This window comes from Paenibacillus nasutitermitis (assembly GCF_014641075.1).
GTDB lineage: Bacteria > Bacillota > Bacilli > Paenibacillales > Paenibacillaceae > Paenibacillus_Z > Paenibacillus_Z nasutitermitis.
The window spans coordinates 75,535-97,336 of sequence record NZ_BMHP01000006.1 but is presented as its reverse complement, the minus strand read 5'-3'; the positions used below and the strand labels follow the sequence as shown (position 1 = coordinate 97,336).

The window sequence follows — 21,802 nt, the reverse complement described above, 5'->3', positions numbered from 1 at the left end:
CAGCTGACAAGGAGTAGGTTTTTTTGCTTTTGCGATCTAATTGGAATTATGGGCCTGTCACATATAAACAGCCTGCTTGGCCAATCGCATTTAAGGGCGATCGCCAAGCAGGCTGTTTGATCAGTTTAAGGCTTTACGGTTACGCGAAGCGTGATGGTTTTTCCTTCATAAACGGCTTTAATGGTAGCCGAGCCTTTGGCAATGGCTTTGATCGTGCCGCCCGTAACGATAGCAGTTTTGCTGCTTGAGGTGGTCCAGACAGCCGATTTGGTGATGTCCACGACTTTATCGCCTTCATACTCCGCGGTAAGCTTCACGGTCTCGGATGCTCCCGGGGCAAGCGTGAATGACTTATCCGACAAGACCAGCTTTTTCAGCTTTGGCTTTACGGCTATTACAACCTCAACCGTTTTATCCTGATAGGTACCGACAAGCTTGCCGGAGCCTTCAACAAGTGCCTTAACGTTGCTTCCCTTGACGGTAGCAAGCGTTTCGGGATTGAGGGTCCAATTGATTTTGGAAGCCAGATTTACAGATTTGCCGCTCTTGTAAATGCCGGTTACTTTAAACGTTTTGGAGCGTCCGGGATTAAGCACGACATAAGTCGCATCAACGAACAGCTTCGTAATTTCTTCTTCAATGGTCACCGGCAGCGTAAGGGTTTTACCCAAATAAGTACCGGTGAGCGAAACGTTTGAGACTACCAGCCCTTTCATGTTGGGCGATTTCAGAAGCAGATTCGGTGAAGACGTCTTCCAGGCAATTTTAGCGGAAATATCTTCTTCCATTCCGCTTTCATAGATCACTTTGACGGAAGGAAGCTTCAGTTCTTTACCCACTACGATTGAAATATTTTGAAGTTCGGTGATGAGAACAAGCGGTTTCTCGTTGACGCTGACTGTTACAGAAACGGTCTTGGACTGAACTTCAGCCTTCAATACAGCCGTTCCGACTTTTTTGCCCACCCATTTGCCGTCTTCCTTGGCAAGGACTGTTTCATCGCTGCTGGTCCAGCTCACGAGGCTGGAGACATCGACGCTATCGCCTGCGAGGGCCTTGGCTGTTACGGCCGGGATTACGACAGCTTCATTCAGGAAAACATCGGCTGTGTCTTTGGCGACCGTAAGGCTGGTGATGGTCGGGTATACAATGACAGAGGCCTGCTGCGACAGCCCTTTGTAGGTTGCTGTGATCGTCGTGCGGCCAATGCCTTTGGGTGAAACCATTACGGTGTGATTGGCAGTGTCTACAGTTACTGTTGCGGCGAACGGATTGCTTGATTTCCATGTGGCCTCCTCGGAGACATCTATGGTGGTCTCTTCATCATTCAGGACAATAAGAGAAAAAGCAACCGGCTGGCCGTTGAGCAGAAGATGCTGGTCTTCCTTCGGCGTGATCCGCATGGCTTCATAAGCAGGGCGGACAACGACATCGATCGAGCTGCTTACCCCCAGATAACTGACGGTAATGGCAGTCGTGCCCGGTCCGATTGCTTTGACCACGCCTTTATCGACCGTTACGATTGAGGCATTTCCGCTGGCCCATGCAGCATCGGCCGTTACGTTTTTGCTGGAACCGCTTTTGGGTTCCGCCGTAGCGCTGAGCGTTGTTTCGGGGTCACCGGTTTTGAGCTCCAGCAACGTCTTTGGAGAAATCGATATCGACTTGAAAGGGGAAGTTACCTTCAGTTTGATCGCATCCGATTTTCCTTTAAATTTCCCTGTTATCGTCGCTTCTCCGGCTGCGACCAGCGTAACCTTGCCTGCGCTTACGGTAGCGACCGCGGTATTGGAGCTGGTCCAGGTGGCACTGGAAGTTACGTCCGTATCCGAGTTTCCGGATTTTGCGGCGGACAATTTATATTCCGGTGTTTCGCCAAGCAGGACATCATCGCTGTCCCCGGGATCCAGACCGTTTTGGGTCAGCTTCATCGATTCGTAACGGTATTCCGATGTGACGTCGAGCGTAACTTTGAAGCCTTTATATTGAGCACTGATAGTGGCACTGCCGCTGGACAGTCCTGTCAGGATGCCTTTATCCACTTTGACTGCTGCCGCATTGCTGGAAGACCATGTGGCGTCGCTGGTGACGTCCTTGGTCGAGGTCAAACCTTGAATGGTGGCGTTTAACGCCAGGATGATAGCATCTTCTTCAACAATAAGCTTGGTTGATGACGGGATGGAATTAAATTGAATGCCGGTGACGGTATCCTCGGCGGCAAATGCGATACCCGAGATTGAGGACATGCATAGGGACAAGGCCAACAAGGCGGCGAACCAGACCCGGGCCGGACGGTGCGGTTTCATGTTCTTAACCATAATCATTGTAATTAAATTTCCCTCCTAAGAGTTTTCTTGTACTACCTTGAATATGCTCCTCTGCAACAAGAAAACTCACATCGGAAGCATAAACAGAGTTTTCTTGTACTACCTTGAATATGCTCCTCTGCAACAAGAAAACTCACATCGGAAGCATAAACAGAGTTTTCTGGTACTACCTTGAATGTGCTCCTCTGCAACAAGAAAACTCACATTGGAAGCATAAGCTAATAGAACCGATTTTTTTCCGTTACTATGTATTTAACGGACGCAGAGCTCTGAAATTGAAGATGTAAACCAACTATTTCCAAATAAGTTTCAGGGCCCCCATCCCGTCAACCTGCGGAAGAGGCGCCCCGGTACGCGCGAGATGGTTTTATTTTTGGTAGGGTAGAGGTATAATAGCCTGTAGGAACTTTGCCGGGAATCGGCATTTTCAAGGGGAGGCGCAGACGTTGAATCTGCCTAATCTATTAACGCTGCTGCGGTTTGCGTTAATTCCGGTTTACGTCTTCATTTTTGCATCGGGACATATGATTACGGCATTTTTCGTTTTGGTCGCCGCCGGATTGACCGACATTTTGGATGGCTACTTGGCCCGCAGGAATAATCAAGTGACCACTCTGGGCTCCATGCTGGATCCGCTGGCAGACAAGACGATGATGATTACCGTCATTTTATCCCTCCTGATTACCGGTCATATTCCCTGGAGCGCGGGTGCGGCAATATTCATCAGAGACCTGGGGATGATCATAGGGTCGGCGTTCTTTCATTTCCGGGGAAAGAAGACAGTCCCGGCAAACTGGATGGGCAAGCTGACAACGGTTCTCTATTACGTGGCTATCATGTTTATTTTCTTTGAGCAGTCCTTTGCCACCACCTATTTATGGGCGGTTATCGTTTTCTCGTTTATTACTTCCTTTATCTATATTTTCCTGTTTGTCGGACTTAACAAAGATCAGCAGATCAGCAAAGCGGAGTAAGAAGTTGCGGGGATATGACTGTATGCGTCATAAAAAAGGAGCTTGGCCATCTGACGCTTCGGGTCATTTGGCCAAACCCCTTATCTCAACCTCCACGACTGCAGTTCATGAAGGATGACTTTATTGTGGCACAATTGAAACGATTTTAAACATGGATCGCGAAAGGAGTTTTTCGAACTTGCTTGATATTAAACAAATTATGGACATTATCCCGCATCGGCCCCCTTTTCTGCTTATTGACCGTATTCTTGAGGTGGAAGAAGGCAAAAGAGCTGTAGGAATTAAAAATGTAACGATGAATGAGCCTTTCTTCACCGGCCATTTTCCCCAATATCCGGTTATGCCGGGCGTTCTTATCGTCGAAGCGCTTGCCCAAGTAGGCACGGTTGCCATTCTGATGGTGGAGGCCAACCGCGGAAAAATCGGATTCTTCGCCGGCATTGACAACTTCCGCTTCCGCGGGCAAGTGACGCCAGGGGATACGTTGACGCTTGAGGTAGAAATCACGCGGCTCAAAGGCATGATCGGCAAAGGTCAGGCTACCGCCAAGGTGGACGGAAAAGTTGTAGCTGAAGGCGAGATCATGTTTGCCCTTAAAGACCCTGATGCATCTTAATGTACACTAATTCTGGATGGACTACATAGGGCTGGATACAGAGCATTTCATTTAATGTGGAGAGAAGGGAATAATAGAAATGGAACAAACGGCAAATGAACGTTATAAAACCTGGTTAAACGATGCGGCGATCGATGCTGCAACCAAGGAAGAGCTTGCGGCTATAGCAGGCAACGACAAAGAAATCGAGGACCGTTTCTACCGCGATCTCGAATTTGGGACCGGCGGCTTGCGCGGCGTTATGGGGGCGGGTACGAATCGCCTGAATGCTTATACAGTGGGGAAAGCGACGCAGGGCCTGGCTGTATGGGCACTTGCCAAAAGCAGCAGTCCCTCTGTTGTAATTGCCCATGATTCCCGCAATTACTCGCCGGAATTTGCTCTTGAAGCCGCGCTTGTTCTTGCCGGGAACGGTGTGAAGGCGTACCTGTTTTCCGGATTGCGCCCTACGCCGCAGCTGTCATATGCCGTTCGTGCGCTTGGCGCGACAAGCGGTATTGTTGTCACAGCCAGCCACAATCCTCCGGAATATAACGGCTACAAAGCCTACGGCCCGGATGGCTGCCAGCTTGTTCCCGAGGATGCCGAACAAGTCATTGCCGCGATCCGGCAAGTAGCCGGGTTCGACCAGGTGCTTCGGATCAGCCGCGAGGAAGCGGAAGCCCGGGGACTGCTGCATTGGCTGGGAGACAAAGAGGACCAGGACTATATCGATACCGTCGTATCGTGCAGCCTGAACAGCGAGCTGCTTAAACAAGGAGCGGGGGAGACCTTCTCCGTTGTTTATACACCGCTTCACGGCGCAGGCAATATGCCTGTCCGCCGCGTGCTGGCTCAAGCCGGGTTCAGCCACGTTCATGTCGTTGCACAGCAGGAGCAGCCGGACGGGTACTTCAGCACGGTCAAATCGCCGAATCCCGAAGAGCGCGAAGCCTTCACGCTGGCCATTGAGCTGGCCCGCAAGACAGGCGCTGACATCATCGTCGGCACCGATCCCGACTGTGACCGCATGGGTGCGGTTGTCCGCGACCACGCAGGCGAATATGTGGTTCTGACAGGCAATCAATCCGGAGCCATTATGGTCCATTATTTGCTCAGTACCTTGAAGGAGCGCGGACAGCTGCCGGATAATGGCGTTGTGGTGAAAACCATCGTGACCAGCGAAATGGGAGCTGACATTGCCCGCCATTATGGCGCCGGGGTTGTCAATACGCTCACAGGCTTCAAATACATCGGCGAGAAAATGACGGAGTACGAAAAAACCGGAGAACACACCTTCCTGTTCGGCTATGAAGAGAGCTACGGCTATCTGGCCGGCACGTATGCGCGGGATAAAGATGCGGTCATCGCATCCTTATACATTTGCGAAGCGGCTGCTTACTATAAAAGCAAAGGCAAAACGCTTTATGATGTTTTGCTTGAGCTGTATGCGCAGTTCGGCACTTATATGGAGCATCTGGAATCGCGCACGCTCAAAGGAATCGATGGCGTGCAGCAGATTGCTTCCATTATGGATGACTGGCGTCAGTCGCCCCCTGCGGATATTGCAGGCATCCCTGTCAGCAAAGTGTTGGATTATTCGCTTGGCATTGAGGGACTGCCGCGTGAAAATGTATTGAAATATATGCTGGAGGACGGCTCTTGGTTCTGCCTGCGGCCTTCCGGGACGGAACCGAAAATTAAAGTGTATTTTGCCGTGCGCTCAACCACCCAGGGAGAAGCAGCAGATGCCCTACAACGTTTAACGCAAGCAGTTATGGCCAGAGTGGACAACAAGGTATAGGGAGTGGAAGGTGTGTATCGAAAGTGGCAGCAATGGAATCGCAGGGCGCATACGTTATTATGGGCACTTGTTGTAATAGGCATTATCGCGGCTTTGCCGCTGGGGGCAACCCGCTGGCAGATGGAGAAGACCTCCAACCAGGTTGAATATATATTCAACTATCGTGCGCTCGTTCAAATCGCATCCTATAAAGCAAAACCGCAGTCGTATATTAAAGAACAGCTGGTTCTCATGAAAGAAGCGGGAATCACGACAATGGCCGTGTTTGAAAGCTCCCTGCAGGAACTGCGCTGGGCCGGCCGCCTGTCCCTGTACAACTCCGATCAAGCCGGAGCCTTGGTGGGCAAGCCTTCCGAGAGCGATGAGAATTTCACTTATATTCTGTTCAACGGGCCACAGGAAGAAGAAGCCTATCGGGATGTCATTACCAGCACGTTTACCAGCTGGGATATCCCGGTAAGGCCTTGGGAATACGGGGGGCGCGAAGGGCTTATGCTGGAGACGCCGCTTGAGGATGCCATTCTCAAACAGATGAACCCCGACCCGCTCGCGGTAAAGACGCTGCATGCTGAAGGGTTCCAGCTGCTGCCCCGCTTATCCGACCGTACGCCATTTAATGCGGCAGCGCTTGAGAAGCTGTTTGCCGAATATAAAGAGCTTGGTGTCAAGCGTATCCTGTTTGACGGCGCTGCCGTCAAAGGCTTTGCCGACAATGCCGAGATGAAAAGCTTATATACCTTTGCCGATATTCTCAACAAGAACGGCATCGGCATCACGGCCATTGAAAATTCAAAGCCCCAAAAGGGCATGAATACACTTGCTTATTTGACCCATTATAATGTTAACCGGTTGTATTCTCTTTCCGATAGTGATGCTTTCTCGATGAAGTCGGACGCGATTGCCGACCGCTTCCAGCTGGCTGCGAAAGACCGTAGCATCCGGATGTTTTATCTGAACGGGGCCCCGGTAAGCAGTGCGGACAAGTCCGCCATCACCGATCCGCTGGACAACCTCTATACGGCGATTGCCGGCAACGAGGAAGAAGAAGGGGCGATCAAGAAGCTTAGCGATCTCGGATTTAAGCCAGGAATCGCTCATGCTTTCGATCATGAAAAGCCTTCCTGGCATAAGCCGCTTAAAGTTGTGATTGCTCTTGGCGCGGTAGCCTTTATCACGCTGCTGATCAGTGCGTTCCTGCCGGGTGTCGCTATACCGGTATATGTGCTTGGGCTGATTGGCAGCGCCGGATTGTATGTGTTGTCCAAATCGGTGCTGGAGCAGGGTCTGGCCCTGGGTGCCGCGATCAGCGCGCCGACACTTGCTGTCATTTGGGCAATACGGCGCGTACGGGCCCATACAGTCGGCAACCGCCGGCCTGTCGGGGGAGCAGCTGATTCGCCGGCGATCCATGGCCAAGTCCAATGGCTCTTTCCGGGAATCAGTGCCGGACGGCGGATCACGATGGCGATGGCTTTATTTGCGACCACATCCGTGATTTCCTTCGCCGGAATTCCTTATGTTATCGGTTTATTGAATAATATTACGTATTCGCTGGTGATTGAACAATTCCGCGGTGTGAGCATGCTCCATCTTGCTCCGATCGCGCTGGTCGCCATCTATGTGTTCCTTTATACGGGTGATTCCGTTATCGGAAATTTACGCCGTCTGCTGACGATGAAAATTACCGTGCTGGGCGTTATTGTCGCCGCTATAGTCGGGGCGGCCGGGATGTATTATTTGTCCCGCACCGGTAATGAAGGACAAACAACCGGCCTTGAGCGGCTGCTGCGGAATGCGCTGGAGTCCACCTTTGGGGTCCGGCCGCGGAATAAAGAGTTTTTATTTGCCCATCCGTTATTTTTCTTTGGTCTTTTCCTTGCGCTTCGTTACCGTGCGGCGTGGGTATTGTTTATTGTAGGCGTAGTCGGCCAATTATCGATGGTCGATACCTTTGCCCATATTCATACACCGATTTACATCTCGATTATCCGCGTGCTGCTCGGTCTGGTGCTGGGTGCAATTATCGGATTTGTCATGATTGCGGTCTGGCAGGTTCTGGAGGGAGTCTGGAAACGATGGATACCTCGCCTCGCGCAAGAGAAAATGAGATCCAAATCCGGCGCGTAGCTGTTTCCGGCTACTACGGCTTTCACAACAGCGGCGATGAAGCGGTATTGAAATCGATTTTGTTCGCGCTTGAGGAAGAGGGCGCCAAGGCGGGGCTGCGGATTGTCCCGGTCGTTCTTTCGAACGATCCGGCAGGGACCACAGCGATGTACGGCGTGGAAGCCGTTCATCGCATGCGTCCCGGCGACGTCCTGCGCGCGCTTCGCGGCAGCGACGGTCTGATCAGCGGCGGGGGCAGCCTGCTGCAGGATGCGACAGGCGCCAAGACGATCCCGTATTACACCGGCGTTATGCGCCTGGCCCAGCTGCTCGGCAAGCCGGTCTTTGTTTATGCCCAGGGCATCGGACCGGTGCACCGCCGGTGGATGGACCGGCTGATCCGCGGCGTGATGCGCAAAAGCGCATACGTGAGCGTCAGGGACGCCGAATCCGCCGCCTTGCTGGGGCGGATGGGCGTGGCTGAGGACCGGATCGAGGTTGTTCCCGATCCGGTCATGGGGCTTCCGCTGCCCGGCGCGGCGGACTTGCGCGCGGGCAGCGCCAGGGCAGGGTCCGCTGGCGGAGCTGCGGACCCGGGCTCTGCGCCTGCAGCGGCGGCGGAGAGCCGGCCGCTGATCGGCGTGTCCTTGCGCCCCTGGCGCAAGGACGGCGCCGACCTGACGCGCGTAGCTGTCGCGCTGGGCGCGCTGGCCCTCAGCCGGCCAGTGCGGCTGAGGTTTCTGCCATTCCACGCGCCATTGGATGCGGAAGCGTCAGAGCAAGTAATCCGGCAGATGGGCGACCTCGCAGCCGGCGGAAGCAGCGTCGAGGTTGCCGGAGCGCTCGATGATCCGCAGCAGATGCTGCTGGAGGTCAGCCGCTGCGATGCGCTGCTGGGCATGCGCCTGCATGCGCTGATTTATGCGGCGAACCAATCGGTTCCGATGATGGGCTTGTCTTATGACCCCAAGATCGACCAATTTCTCAAGCGGATCGGCCTTCAGCCCATTGGAACGACCGAGCAGCTGGACCCGGCGCCTTTCGTCGCCGGCATGATTAAGCTGCTTGACGATCCCAAGCGTTGGCAAGCCGACCACGGCTCAGCAATTGCGCTTCTCAAACAGGAAGCGCGAAGACCCGCGAAACAAATAATCGAGTTTTTGCGTCTAGTTAATAGAGGTGACAACCATAAATGAGCCAGTCTGCCTTGGCCAATGTGCCGACAGTATCGCTATACGGAATCCGCTTTTCCAAGCTGAATATGCAGGATACCGTTCATTTGCTTGCAGAACGTATTGAACAGCGTCAACCGACACAAGTTATAACCGGGAACCCCATTATGGTTATGACGGCCCTGGAACAAACCGAGTTTCACAACGTTATGACGGAAGCGGATCTGGTGGTGCCCGACGGTACCGGTGTCGTATGGGCCGCTTCCCACATCGGTCAGCCAGTAGCCGAGCGGGTGCCTGGCTTTGATCTGATGCATCGGCTTTTTGAAGAAGGCCAAGTCCGCGGATGGCGGGTGTTTCTGCTGGGGACCTCTCAGGAAACCATCGAGAAAACCGCCCGTATTATCCAGGAGCAGTACCCTGGACTTGCGATAGCGGGTTACCGAAATGGATTTTTCGGACCGGCCGACGATCAAACGATTATTAAGGAAATTCGGGACTGCGCACCGGATCTGTTGTTTGTTGCGAGAGCCGTTGACACGCAGGAGCCCTGGATTGCCAAATATAAAGAAGCTCTCCATATTCCGGTTATGATGGGGGTGGGAGGAAGCTTTGACGTTATAGCAGGCGTTCTCAAACGCGCGCCAAAGCTTTTTCAAAAGCTGCGTCTGGAGTGGCTTTACCGGCTTTTGCAGCAGCCATCGCGTTACAGAAGGATGTTTGCACTGCCGAAATTCGTCGTGAAAGTGATGCGAGACAAAGGAAACCTCGGAAAACATCGCAAACCCGCCTAGATTTAGCGAATTAATCGTTAAAATCGCTTGAAAATGGGAGTGGCGATTCTTTTTCAATCGGAGTATAATTCATTCCGGCGGTACGAAGAAAAAATGGTTGACGTCATGCGAGGACCGACTAGTTACGGAGAAAGCTTTTATCCCGTTACGGTATTGCTTTGACGACGATAGATGTTTCTTCGCCGCAAACATAAGCATAATGTTACCCGCACATGCTTATGTTTTACGAAAGGGAGATGGAAATGGCAGAAGGCATACTTTATGGAATCGGATTTGCAGTATCACTTTGTTTAGCGCTTGTGCTTACCCCGTTTGTCATTAAATTGGCTTACAAAATCGGGGCTATAGACAAGCCTAATCATCGCAAGGTTCATACGCGCATCATGCCCCGCCTTGGCGGACTAGGTATATTTGGTGCCTTTGTACTTGCCTATTTCGTGATTAAACCATTCATTCCTGATGGCATGCTTCGTCATTATGATACGAATATTATTAACGCCCTTCTTGCTGGGGGCTCCATTATTGTAGTCATTGGTATGCTGGACGACCGGTTCGAGCTGTCGGCCAAAGTAAAGCTGCTGGGCCAGATCGTCGCAGCCTGCGTGGTTGTGCTTGGTTTCGGCGTCAAGATCGACCTGCTCAATATTCCTTTTGGCGAGTCGATGCAGCCGATTGCCGCATGGATTAGCATACCTTTAACGATCCTGTGGATCGTTGGCGTAACCAATGCCATCAATCTGATTGACGGTCTTGACGGGCTTGCTGCCGGTGTATCGGGTATCGCGATCGGGACCATACTCATTATGGCGGCCATTATGGGCTTTGCGCCTGTCATTCTTTTATGCGCGCTGCTGTTGGGCGGCGTTGTAGGCTTTCTTGTTTATAATTTCCATCCAGCGAAAATATTTATGGGCGACACCGGATCGTTGTTTCTTGGTTTTGCCTTGGCGACCTTGTCGATGCTCGGCTTTAAACAGGTGACCATGGTCTCCTTCGTTACGCCGCTTCTCATAATCGGCGTGCCGCTCTCGGATACCTTCTTCGCTATTGTACGCCGCTGGGTCAATAAGAAACCGATATTTGCCCCTGACAAAGGGCATCTGCATCATTGCCTCCGCGAGCTGGGCTTCAGCCATCGCCGGACAGTACTTATTATCTATGCGATTGCTTCCTTTTTCGGAATCTGCGCCATCATTCAATCGACCATCGTGCAATCCGCTGCAGCGAATTGGATCACCTTCGTCGTTATTCTCATCCTGGTGTTCGTGCTGCAAATCGGCGCCGAGCTTATTGGCATCGTCGACAAATCCCGGCGTCCGCTTATTAATTTCCTTCAGCGTCTGATTATGCGTACGGAGCAGTCGCGGACGAAATAGAATATTTTGGTCTGATCGGCACCTTCTATTCCTTTTCGGGAATCGAAGGTGTTTTTTGTTTTGCCTTATAGAAATTATACGTTTCACGCTTATAAATTTAGGGAAGAAACTAACTACGCCGCCAGAGGACGGCGCAGCCGTTTCTTCATGTGTCCATAATTCAAACTGCCTCCAAAGTCTAAACTTTTGTGCCGGCAACGCCGATAACAACAATACAGATTTAGAATTGAAAAGGAAATTTTGAGGAGGCTTACCGTGAGTAAGAAAATTAGCGCTTTACTATTGATGCTCTCGCTTGTCCTCCAGCTTCTGACGCCTTATGGCGAGAGACAAGCAAGTGCAGCGGCTGGAAGTAGTAACTTTTTGTTCCCTGAGGAGAGCTATGATGTAGCTGCTCCGAGAACGACTTCTGATGAACGCGTCACCTTAAAGGGAACGATTAGCGGCGTAAATTCGTCTTCGATTACTTACAGCATTTATCAGCTGGTAAATAATCAGGTTGCTGAAAAACGTGAAAATCTAACAACAAACATCATAGCGAGCGGATTTAATATTGAGGTTTTTAACCTTCAATTATTTCCCGGACTTAATAAAATCACCTTTACTGGTCTTCAGGGCGGAAGTCAGGTCACTTCCTCCATCTATATCAACTATCACAACGGACCGCTCTTTTATAATCTCGAAGCTGCGCTCGATGGGGAAAGCTTTCCCATTAGCGAATCGGGATCGACGATTGTTCAATCCGCCCCTTCACGGGGACGGAGTTCTGCCGATATCAGCATTTTAGGCAATGCGCCGAACTCGTCGCAGGTAACCGTTATCGTCAACGGGAACAGCCGGACATACCAGGTAAACAGCACGAACAACTACTCTTTTATCGCCTCTCCGGTCAATTTGAAGAAAGGCAAGAACAAGGTCACGCTGAAGGTTTCGAATAACAATCAGGAGATCGAGTCCAATAGAGACATTGTTTTCTATAATGGCGATGCTGTCTTCTATGACGTGAATCTGGTCAACGACGATGGTGATGTTCAAGGTTCACTGGAGTCGAGCTCGACCATTCTTACCGATTCGAACACCGTTAAGATAACAGGGAAGGTCATTGTCCCTAACAAGCGCTATGATGAAGGTGATGGGACAGTTAAGCCTCACCCGGACCCAACGGGAACGATAAAAATTGATTATTCCGGTGCAGGAAGCGGGTCGGTCGATGCCTCCATTCCAATTCCTCAGCCTCCTGCGACGGATAAGTTTTTTGAATTTCCGTTTACGATTCCTTTAAATACGTTAACGTATGACACGAATTATACGGTTACATTGGAAACCGTCAATGAAGAGAAAAGTACGCAGCTCGACCGCCAAAAGGATTCGGTCAGCTACACCTTTAAAATAAAAGACAACACAAAACCTTACATTTATGAAATAAATTATCTGCCCGGATTTACATCAGCTCTAACTCAAGCACAGTATGATGCTATTAAAAGCGTGAGTCTGGATGGTAAAAATTTATATAACCAGCCGTTTGCCGTTGAAGTATTGATTGGCAATAGCGACGCTGAAACGTTAACGGTCTCGGAAATCACTAACCCTGCAGGTAATATTGCGGCGCCGGGGACCTTTACCCAGTCCGAGTTAACAACTACAATAGGCACAGTAAATAAAGATATCAATGGGGTATCGACTTCGTTTAGAAGAGTCCTGATCAAAATGACTGCGCCTTACGAAGGAACTCAAACTCTGAAGTTCCATTTAAGTACTTCGGCTACAGGAGCAGTGGATGGTACAGCAAAAATGAGCATGCTGGTCGGCCCTTATGTTTCCTACAAAAATGTCTATGACAATATGAAAGTTGAAGTGGATACGACCACGGCAAATTATATGTCTGCATTGTTTAACGGCAGCAATGCTAATCAGTTTGGTTTATTTGCCGGGGCTATGGAGAATTTCAAAGACCCTGCGGATATCCGCTTTGCTGCTGGCGGTAACGTCGGAGAGCCTCAAACGATTTTTTTCTACATCAATAACACAGAAATAAAGCTTAAGGGAAACGGACCTGCCTCACCTGCAGCACCTGACGGTACCTTTATTGTCGATGGGGCTCCAGCTAATACGAAAAAAGCAATAGATGCGTTGATGCCTGGTGAGAATATCATCAAATTTGTATATCAAGGGAAGAAAAGTTCTTACACCCGGACAGTTAAAATATATATCATTCCAACCAATCTGCCGGTCATTCCTGTGGAAGGCTCTATGGGGCTGTTCCCATACGGGGTGGAGAATGTCGATCCGCTCCCGAACGATCCGGATTTCCCGCTCAGCGGAAGTATTTATACGACCAAGAAGACAGAAATGAAAGTCTTTGGTACATTTGATTTTATTGATTTAGGAGGAGCGGTAAGCAACGATGGATCATCCTCCATTACGAACAGCGCTGACGCAGTGCAGTCTAAGCTGAGTGATCTCGGACTCGACAAGAAGAATTACATTTTGAAAATCGACAGCACCAACTTGCCAAATTCTCTGGAGTGGAATCTGAATAATGAGCTGCTGGTGTACGATAGCGACAAACCTTCTGTTCCAGCCATAGCCCTTAATAAAGGTGCTGGTGTCGGTGAGGGAGCTGTACCGGGCATTACAGTCAGCTACGATCTTAAGACGCAATCGTTCAGCTTTGTGCTTGCCAAACAAAAGCTGAACGCGGATGGAAGCTCCAGCGTGTATAATTTCTTTGTTTACAACAGCGGTTATGCCGGTCCCCGGGCCAGCTACCGTCTGGAAGTCGATCCTATAGCGCTTCCTTACGATCTGGTTCGCCCGCTGCTGCCTAACAAAAAAATCGTTAACCAGAACTTTATCGAGGTAATCATCAATGCTCCCGGAGCAGACACGGTGATTATTAATAAAGTGACTGCCGAAAAAATAAAATATGATGCGGACAATGATGGGACAATCGATTATCCCACTGCCTACCGCGCCGTTGTAGAGGGTCTAAAAGCAGGAGACAATAAAATTACGTTCACCATCGAAAATAAGAGTGACAAAACAAGCGATTCGTTTGTCATTACGTATTCTCCAACCAATATTCCCGGGGCCCAGTATCTCCAGGAAATGAAAAACTCGCACAAAATATTCGATGGCGCACTTACCTTGTCGTTTCCGAAAGGCACCACGCTGATCCGTAGAGATTTCAATATCCCGGAACAGTACAAGAACCAGGTATTCAGCAATCATAAGCTGTTGTTTGCGATTGCTAACCCCGAAGATGGCGTGGTTGACCGTCATGATTTTGTGACGCTCCCACAAAACTTTGACCGGATTTTGCAAAACTTTGGCTATCGTTTCCAAAGCTCGTATCCGACCCGGTTTACAAAAGCCAGCCCTGTTTATTGGGTGGATGCCGGTATGGCTGACGACTTGGAGACGAAGGAGAAATACGATCCGCAGACAATGGGTGTGGACCCTTATCAATTTCCGAATGCTAAAGGTGATTATGGGACCGTTTTGCCGATGTATGACGAACGGCCAGATAACAGAGAGCTGATCGCTTCGAAAATGGGATCATTAACCTTGTCGTATGATCCAAGTATGGTTGAAGGCATCGGAACAATCATTACGGCTTACCGTTACGATGCGAAGAACAAATACTGGGACAATATAGGTGGGATTGTAGACACCAAGAAAAACACCATTACGGTGCCATTTAATCAGTTTGGTTATTATGTTGTCGGCAAAATGGTGAACTCCTTTATGGATATAACAAGTCATCCATACGCCCGCAACTATATGGAGGCAATGTATGCGAAGGGGATTATGAATCCTGTCGGCGCAGATGAGTTTGGTGCCAATATATATGTCTCGCGTGCCGAATTCGCCCGTATGCTGGTTAAAGCTCTGCAGATCCCGCTTAATTATGAACTGAGCAAACCTCATTTTGACGATGTTTCAAAGACGATTAATCCGGATGCGTTATGGGACTTCAGGTATGTGGAAACGGCGGCAAGAGAAGGGCTTATCCGCGGTACCCAGCCTAGAACGTTTGATCCGACTTCTAATTTGACCAGGGAAGAAGCAGCCGTAATCCTGTCCAGAGCACTTGAAACGAAATTAGACACAGACGCGGATAAGATTGATAAGGCGCTGCAAAAGCAATTTAAAGATTATGCCAGTATCAGCTATTATGCCAAGCCCGCTGTCTCGGCTATCGCCAAAAAGGGATATATTCAGGGCTCACCAATTGATATAAAGGATCCAAAGAAAGGCTACACATTTGAGCCTAAATCTAGCTTGTTGCGTTCCGATGCGGCTATTATTATCGGTAAGGTGCTGGTGGATCTGAAACGTCTGCCCAAGCTGAATTAAACAGTAACAAAAAGATTGCCTGCGCGGCAGGCAATCTTTTTGTTTTCAGGCTGCAAGAGAATGGTTAAGAATGACTAGGTTTATGGGAAATATTTGATGTCGACGAAAGACGGCCATACAGGCTATACTAGGCAAAGCGCTAAAGCAGGTAAGCTATACATAATGTTTGATCTCGTAAGTTCGACAATTTTGGTGACCATGAAATTATTTTAGAAGTTTTTTTTCCGGCATCGCAACTTTTTGAAACCTGCTGCGTTTAATTACATGAACAAGGACGCAAGCGGCATGAAGCCGGTGAGGGATTGGAACATATTCTCAGTTTCCTCTTTACGGTAGTATGGACCCATTGTATAATGTTAAAGTGGCAGGGGGACTCTACCAAAATTTTCTTGCGTTCATCAGTTTACAAGTTTCTGCGACATGTTCCTACAAGGGGCGCCAAATGCTTGCAGACATCATTTATACGAAATGTGCTCTACTCTGGAAAGGGGGTGAATCAACAGATGAGTGAAACGGGCAAACAATATTTCAAACACAACTCTCAACAACCGAAGGATTTAAGAGGAGGAGACAAAAAGGTTATGAAAAAAAGTTTAGCTGTGATTGTAGCTGGTGCTATGGCTTTTTCAATGTTCGCTTCCGCAGCGTTTGCTGCTGACGAGCAGAAGGAACTGACAGCACTTGAGAAATTCAACGCTCTGAAAGAACTGGGTGTATTTGAAGGTTATCCAGGGGGCGGCGCTGGTCTTGAGAACGAAATGACTCGCGCAGAATTCGCAAAAGTACTTAGCAAAGTTAAAGACCTTACTGAAAACCCTACTGCAGCAAATGTATACAACGATGTATCCGCAACCCTTTGGGCTAGAGGATTTATCGGCGCAGTAACAAAAGACGGCATCATGAACGGTCTTGGCAACAAGAAGTTCGGTCCGTCCGGCAAAGTAACCATCGAGCAAATTGCTAAAGTGGCAGACGAAGTTGCCGGCATCGAAGAATCCGATGCAGCAGTTAAAGGCGCAGTATCCGTTTGGGCTAAAGGCTATGTAGCAGCAGCTATCGAAGCAGGTCTGCTTCCTGAACTGCCTTCCTACAAAACAAACGCAACTCGCGAAATGCTCGTTAACGTTACTTATGACTTGGTATCTAACGGCGGAGGCGTAAACATTGTAACTGTTAAATCGACGAAAATTATCGATGACAAGAACATTGAAGTAACCTTCTCTGACGATCAAGTTGTTAAGAAAACTCTTGACACAGCTCTTGTAGCAGGTCAAGCAACGAAAGTTTCCGTTGAGTACAACGGCAAAACATACGAAGTAGAAGTTAAACTGGACGTTCTTCTTGCAACCGAAGCTAAACAAACGGGCGCTAAGAAAATCACCGTTAACTTTAACCAACCGGTTACTGAAACCGACAAAACAGATCTTACTTACGACCTGAAATACGGCTTCGCTTCATACCCGGTAACTGCTGTGTATGCAGAAGACGGTAAATCGGCAGTTCTGACTGCTTCCTACCTGACAGCAGGCGATTATGTACTGACTGTTAAAGGCAGCACGGCAATCAACCTGAAGATTGTAGCTGAAGCACCAAACAAGCTCGATATCACGGCTCCTGGATTGCAACTACCTAATAAAAATGATCTTAACAAACCGCAATCTCTTGGTGTGAAGCTTTACAATCAGTTCAATGAAGAAATGACTAATGTTAGCCCACGTATTACTGCATTTAGAAGTTCCGTTATTAATAACGCTAACGAAGAGCTTACGGTTACCAATGGTGAAGTTAACCTGAGCAAGGCAGCTTTGGGCGACAGCGTAATGGTTCAAGCTGTATATGCTCAAGCTGGTCTCTCAGCTACCAAAACGCTTAAAGTTACCAACGGAAGCGCAGCAACTTCGATCAAAATCGGTACAGTAGCACCTTTGAAAGACAAATCCAGAATCTCCATTAACGAAACTGGTTTGATTCTTCCATTGACTTTGGTTGACCAAAACGGTCAAACAATCAAGCTGCCAGCTGGTACGGCAACTGCTCCAGCAGGCCAAGACAGCTTTGAATACGGTGGATTGTTCTTCTACTTCAGTGACAAGGATATCGCTAATGGTATCACTGTAGACGCTGATGGTGTTGTAACATTCAACACGAAAGGCAAAGCAGGCACACTGTTTATCGCAATCACTAATGCGGCAACTGGTGCTAATGCTAACACTTCCGTTATTGTATCCGGTGCAGCTACAGTTAAAGAATTCCAACTGAACCACCCGAATAAAGTAATTGTTAAAGGCGAAGACATCGTATTCCCATTTGCTGCTGTTGATTCCTTTGGAGCGCAAATTGCTGGTAAGGATCTGAACCTGAGCAATGTTCAATTCATGGCCGGACTGCAATTGACTGCTGGATATCCTAAAGTTAATGCTAAAGGCGAATTGGTATTCAACTTTGCACAAACAGGTACTGCTACGATCTACACATTTGTAAGTGGTTTGCAGCAAACAAGTACTGTTCAGTACGAAGTTAAAGATGCTGCTTACAAAACTGCAGTTAACGGTATCAAAGACTTCACAACATCGCTTGAAGTTGGCGCAAACCCTAACTTTAACGCCGACAACATCACCATCGTTGATAACTATGGCCGTACTTCCAATGCAGCTGCTGATGCTTATCAAGTAGATAGCTCTGCTCCAAGCATTGTGAAATACGAAAATGGTAAACTGGTAGCTGTAGCTCCTGGATCTGCTACAATTACGGTAACTAGTTCGCCAAACGTAGCTCCAAACGCTGACAAACCAGTTACAAAATACACGTTTACTGTTAACTCAGTAGCATCCGCTGATGTTAAATCGTTCGCGATTGACACTGTTGGTACTGTATTCGGTAAGTCAGCTGCAGCTGATGCTGGCAATGCACACAAAAAAGCAATCAAACTGATTGGTAAAACAGCTAGCGGTACTGCTGTAACGCTTGCATCCAACACGCCATCATTCGTAACTAGCTCGACCGAAGATGTTTTGAAAGTATCTGCGGATAAACAGTCCGTATACGGTCTGAAAGCTGGTAAATCCACAGTCACTGCATACTTCAATGGTGCTCAAGTTGCTGAGCAAGAAGTAACGGTTTCTGAAGAAGCACCAGTAGTTAAAACAGTTGAACTGTCCAAAGCTGAGTACACTACTACTGCTAATGGTGGTATTGTAACTGTAGGGGCAACGGTTAAAGATCAATATGGTGTAGCCATTGATGCTCCATTCGAAATCTTGACTAGCGATTCCAAAGTTGCTACAGCGAGTGGTCTGACTGTAACAGGTAAAGCAAAAGGTAGCGCAACATTGACTTATGTTTCGTCTAACGGAACAAAAGCAACTGCTGTTATCGTAGTTAACTAATACGATATCTACTGAGAAACAGGCGGGGACTGCTCCCCGCCTGTTTTTTTGTTTTTTAATTACATATTCATTCACACTCTTTTCATCTTGATTCTGTATAGTGAAATATAAATCTTTATTGAAAGTCGAAACAAAGTAATGCACTCAAGCGTCTAATAGGATATACAGAAACAGGAGGAATGAACGTGAATCGAAAATGGATGAAATATGGTGTCGTTACTTTGGCGGCATCATCCCTGCTCGCGCCTAATCTTATATTGCCTGCAGCTTCTGTATCCGCAGCGGCGCAATCGGCGATATCAACTAAAATCGTGAAATTGAATGGATCCAGCTATTTAAATATTCGTGATGCCCACTTTCTCATGCAGGAGAAAGGAAAGGTACTCGCATTCTCCGTAGCCATTACGAATAACGGATCTACCCAATTGGACCTTATAGATTACTGGCTTCGTGTGAAAACAAAATCAGGCAAATCGTTTAAATCCACGATTACCGAAGCGGACAAAACGAAAACGACGGTTGCTCCAAAATCTACGCAATATTTGACGTATTATACCGTTGTCGATAATCAAACTAAAATCACGGATCTTAATTTTGAAGTGGTGAAATGGGATTTCTCGGCCGCCAATTATGAACGCCGCCTGGGAACCATTCAATATCCAGCGAATACGACGGATAAAATTGCCGCTTTCAAAGATACGGTCATGCTGTATAACAACAATAAACTTAGAAGCGCCATTAAACAGTCCTACATAACGAAGGATGCCAATAATGCGTATCTGACCATTAATTTTCTCATGGAGAATGTCGGCTTGCAGTCGGCGGACTTATCCAAAATGAATTTCTTCATTCAAACGGAAAGCATGTCCGTTTATAATGTGAGTTCGAATCTGGAAGGAGTTTCCGTTCAGCCAAAGGAACGCAAAATCATCACGCTTCATGCAACTCTGCCGCTTGTTGTAGCGGATAAGCCGCTTTCCTTTATTGCTTCACTGAATGATGATACATCAAAGGTTCAACTGCCATCCGGCGTGTTCGCTTTGCCTGCCACCAAGGCTGTTGCTGCGACTGGAGCAGGTGAAACCCGTATGGTCTATATGGATGGAACGCCGATCAATACGAAGACGGGCTCGGCTTTTCTCACACAAGGCTCCGATAAGAACACAGTCTCCATTGATTATAATTTGACCAATATCGGTACGGCATCCATTGCCAATCCGAATCTGGATTATTTCCTCGTCACTTCTTCAGGAACGAGTTACCCGCTCACCTTCACGAAGGAAGAGAATGGTGTTCTCCTGCCTAAAATCGAGAAGGTGGTCACGCTGACGGGAGAAATACCGTCTACGATCAAGCCAGAATCCTCACAGCTTCTTGTGAAGACGACGGCAACGGAAAAGGAAAAGTCTTATATTATCGGCAGCTACTATCTCAAGTCGACCTCCCAACAGGGTTCGCTTCAGAGCTCCTTTGTTTATAATAATTACACGATCAAGCTGAATTCCGTAGGACGTTCACCGCTTGAAGACACGGATGTTCTGATGGCGAATTTGACGATAACCAATAACAGCGGGGACAGCAAAAAAGTACCGGCTTTGAGCGGATATTTTATGGTGAATGGTGTCAAGGTAGGGACGGAGCAGAAGGTTGTAGCGCTTGATGAATCCGTTACGGTGGCTCCTGGAGCTTCCTACGAAGCCGTCGTATACTCTGAAATCCCCTACACAACCGCTATTGATAAAATTACCTTTGTCAGTACAGAGCCTGTACCGGACAAGGACGGCAAGCAGCTGTATCAGTTCTCGGGACAAACGCTTAGTGAAACCCCGGTTCAGGATATAGATGTGCCTTATGATGTCACAAGCATAGGAAAACGTGCATCTGTCAAGGTTACCCGCTCAGCTGTATTTAACGGCGACCTGAAAAATAATTTCTATGTTGAGCTTGAAGCGGTCAACAAAGAGGCCAGGGCTGCGTTAATCGCAAATCTGGGCGGATATATCAAAGACAAGAACGGCATCATTGTGCCTGTGCAATTTGCTGAGGTGAAGGAGAAGCTTTCGCCAAATGGTAAAGCACTTGTATCCGCTTGGGCGCAGATTTCCAAAAACTTCGATACGACGTCCTATCAGTTTATTATTGGCCAGGCTATCAAAGCCCCTACTGAAACTAATCCTGGCGGTGAGACTGGCAACGGAACAGGCAATGGATCAGGTACAGGTACAGGGACCCCAACAGAGATTCCTGTTATTGTGAAGCCAGTGTCCTATACGCTGAAGGGATCGGATGGACAAGGAACCAAGCAAGGGCTGACAGGCATTACCTTCGGCGGCCACACATTGGATCTGAATCATGTTAACGTGTATTTGAATGTTACAGGCGAGTACACGGTACAAGGGCTCAAGATGCTGTTTGACTATAAGCTGTCAAAAGACAAGCAGTATGACTATATTGCGGGCGATCATAAGCTGCTGGTGGAGTTTGTCAACAAGGACACGCTGAAAACGACATATACCAAGCAGTTCGCCCTCGGAACCCCGGGAACCGATGAAGAGCTCCTTAAGGAAGCGGCGGAGAGCACACCGGTCACAATCGCATTTGCGGATACCGAGATTCAGTCAAAAGTTCAAAAGTATGAGGATTACACCGTGAATATCTATGATGTGTTCCAAAATACCAAGCTGCTAATCGCTACGAAAGATTTGAAATGGTTTACGATTTCTGAATAGCACCGATGGGAACCCCGTACGGGTCAAATGGACTAGTGCGGGGTTTCACTTCTTATAGAGGTGGATGTCAGGCTTCAAATCTAGTATGCTAGCAAAAAGTGATAACGTTATACGAAGATTTTACCAGAATGTGTTGAACGATCAGAAAGGCTAGGATAGGATCGTATTCTTTCTGAACGC

The 21,802-nt window shown here is 48.4% G+C and carries 11 protein-coding genes; 10 read left to right on the top strand and 1 reads right to left on the bottom strand.

All coding sequences use genetic code 11. From position 1 onward, the window contains the following. Positions 1–125: 125 nt before the first annotated feature. Entirely contained in the window at positions 126–2,324 is a 2,199-nt protein-coding gene (locus IEY46_RS29015) for an Ig-like domain-containing protein (protein WP_229750615.1), read from the bottom strand. A gap of 449 nt (positions 2,325–2,773) precedes the next feature. Here IEY46_RS29015 and IEY46_RS29010 point away from each other — a divergent pair, with 449 nt between their 5' ends. The 10 genes from IEY46_RS29010 (at position 2,774) to IEY46_RS28965 (ending at position 21,622) form a co-directional block, all read left to right on the top strand. After that, a complete protein-coding gene (locus tag IEY46_RS29010; RefSeq protein WP_188997734.1) occupies positions 2,774–3,301 on the top strand; it encodes a CDP-alcohol phosphatidyltransferase family protein in 528 nt (175 codons plus the stop codon). A 178-nt stretch (positions 3,302–3,479) separates the two neighbouring features. Next, complete coding sequence (gene fabZ, locus IEY46_RS29005; protein ID WP_188997732.1) at positions 3,480–3,917, top strand: 3-hydroxyacyl-ACP dehydratase FabZ; 438 nt, start codon at positions 3,480–3,482, stop codon at positions 3,915–3,917. A 79-nt stretch (positions 3,918–3,996) separates the two neighbouring features. Next, positions 3,997–5,700 carry a phospho-sugar mutase gene (locus tag IEY46_RS29000; RefSeq protein WP_188997730.1) on the top strand — a complete coding sequence of 568 codons (1,704 nt, stop codon included), beginning with the start codon at positions 3,997–3,999 and terminating at the stop codon, positions 5,698–5,700. A 12-nt stretch (positions 5,701–5,712) separates the two neighbouring features. Continuing rightward, complete coding sequence (locus tag IEY46_RS28995) at positions 5,713–7,827, top strand: DUF5693 family protein (RefSeq protein WP_188997728.1); 2,115 nt, start codon at positions 5,713–5,715, stop codon at positions 7,825–7,827. Beyond that, on the top strand, positions 7,776–9,002 hold the full coding sequence (csaB, locus tag IEY46_RS28990; protein WP_188997727.1) for a polysaccharide pyruvyl transferase CsaB: 1,227 nt from the start codon (positions 7,776–7,778) through the stop codon (positions 9,000–9,002). The genes IEY46_RS28995 and csaB overlap by 52 nt, the downstream gene beginning before the upstream one ends. Further along, on the top strand, positions 8,999–9,772 hold the full coding sequence (locus tag IEY46_RS28985; protein WP_188997725.1) for a WecB/TagA/CpsF family glycosyltransferase: 774 nt from the start codon (positions 8,999–9,001) through the stop codon (positions 9,770–9,772). The genes csaB and IEY46_RS28985 overlap by 4 nt, the downstream gene beginning before the upstream one ends. Positions 9,773–10,014: 242 nt before the next feature. Then, on the top strand, positions 10,015–11,148 hold the full coding sequence (locus IEY46_RS28980) for a glycosyltransferase family 4 protein (RefSeq protein ID WP_188997723.1): 1,134 nt from the start codon (positions 10,015–10,017) through the stop codon (positions 11,146–11,148). A gap of 255 nt (positions 11,149–11,403) precedes the next feature. After that, complete coding sequence (locus IEY46_RS28975; protein WP_188997721.1) at positions 11,404–15,507, top strand: S-layer homology domain-containing protein; 4,104 nt, start codon at positions 11,404–11,406, stop codon at positions 15,505–15,507. A 503-nt stretch (positions 15,508–16,010) separates the two neighbouring features. Further along, on the top strand, positions 16,011–18,893 hold the full coding sequence (locus IEY46_RS28970) for an S-layer homology domain-containing protein (RefSeq protein WP_188997720.1): 2,883 nt from the start codon (positions 16,011–16,013) through the stop codon (positions 18,891–18,893). A gap of 185 nt (positions 18,894–19,078) precedes the next feature. After that, positions 19,079–21,622, top strand: a complete 2,544-nt coding sequence (locus IEY46_RS28965) for a hypothetical protein (protein WP_188997719.1) — start codon at positions 19,079–19,081, stop codon at positions 21,620–21,622. Positions 21,623–21,802: the final 180 nt, after the last annotated feature.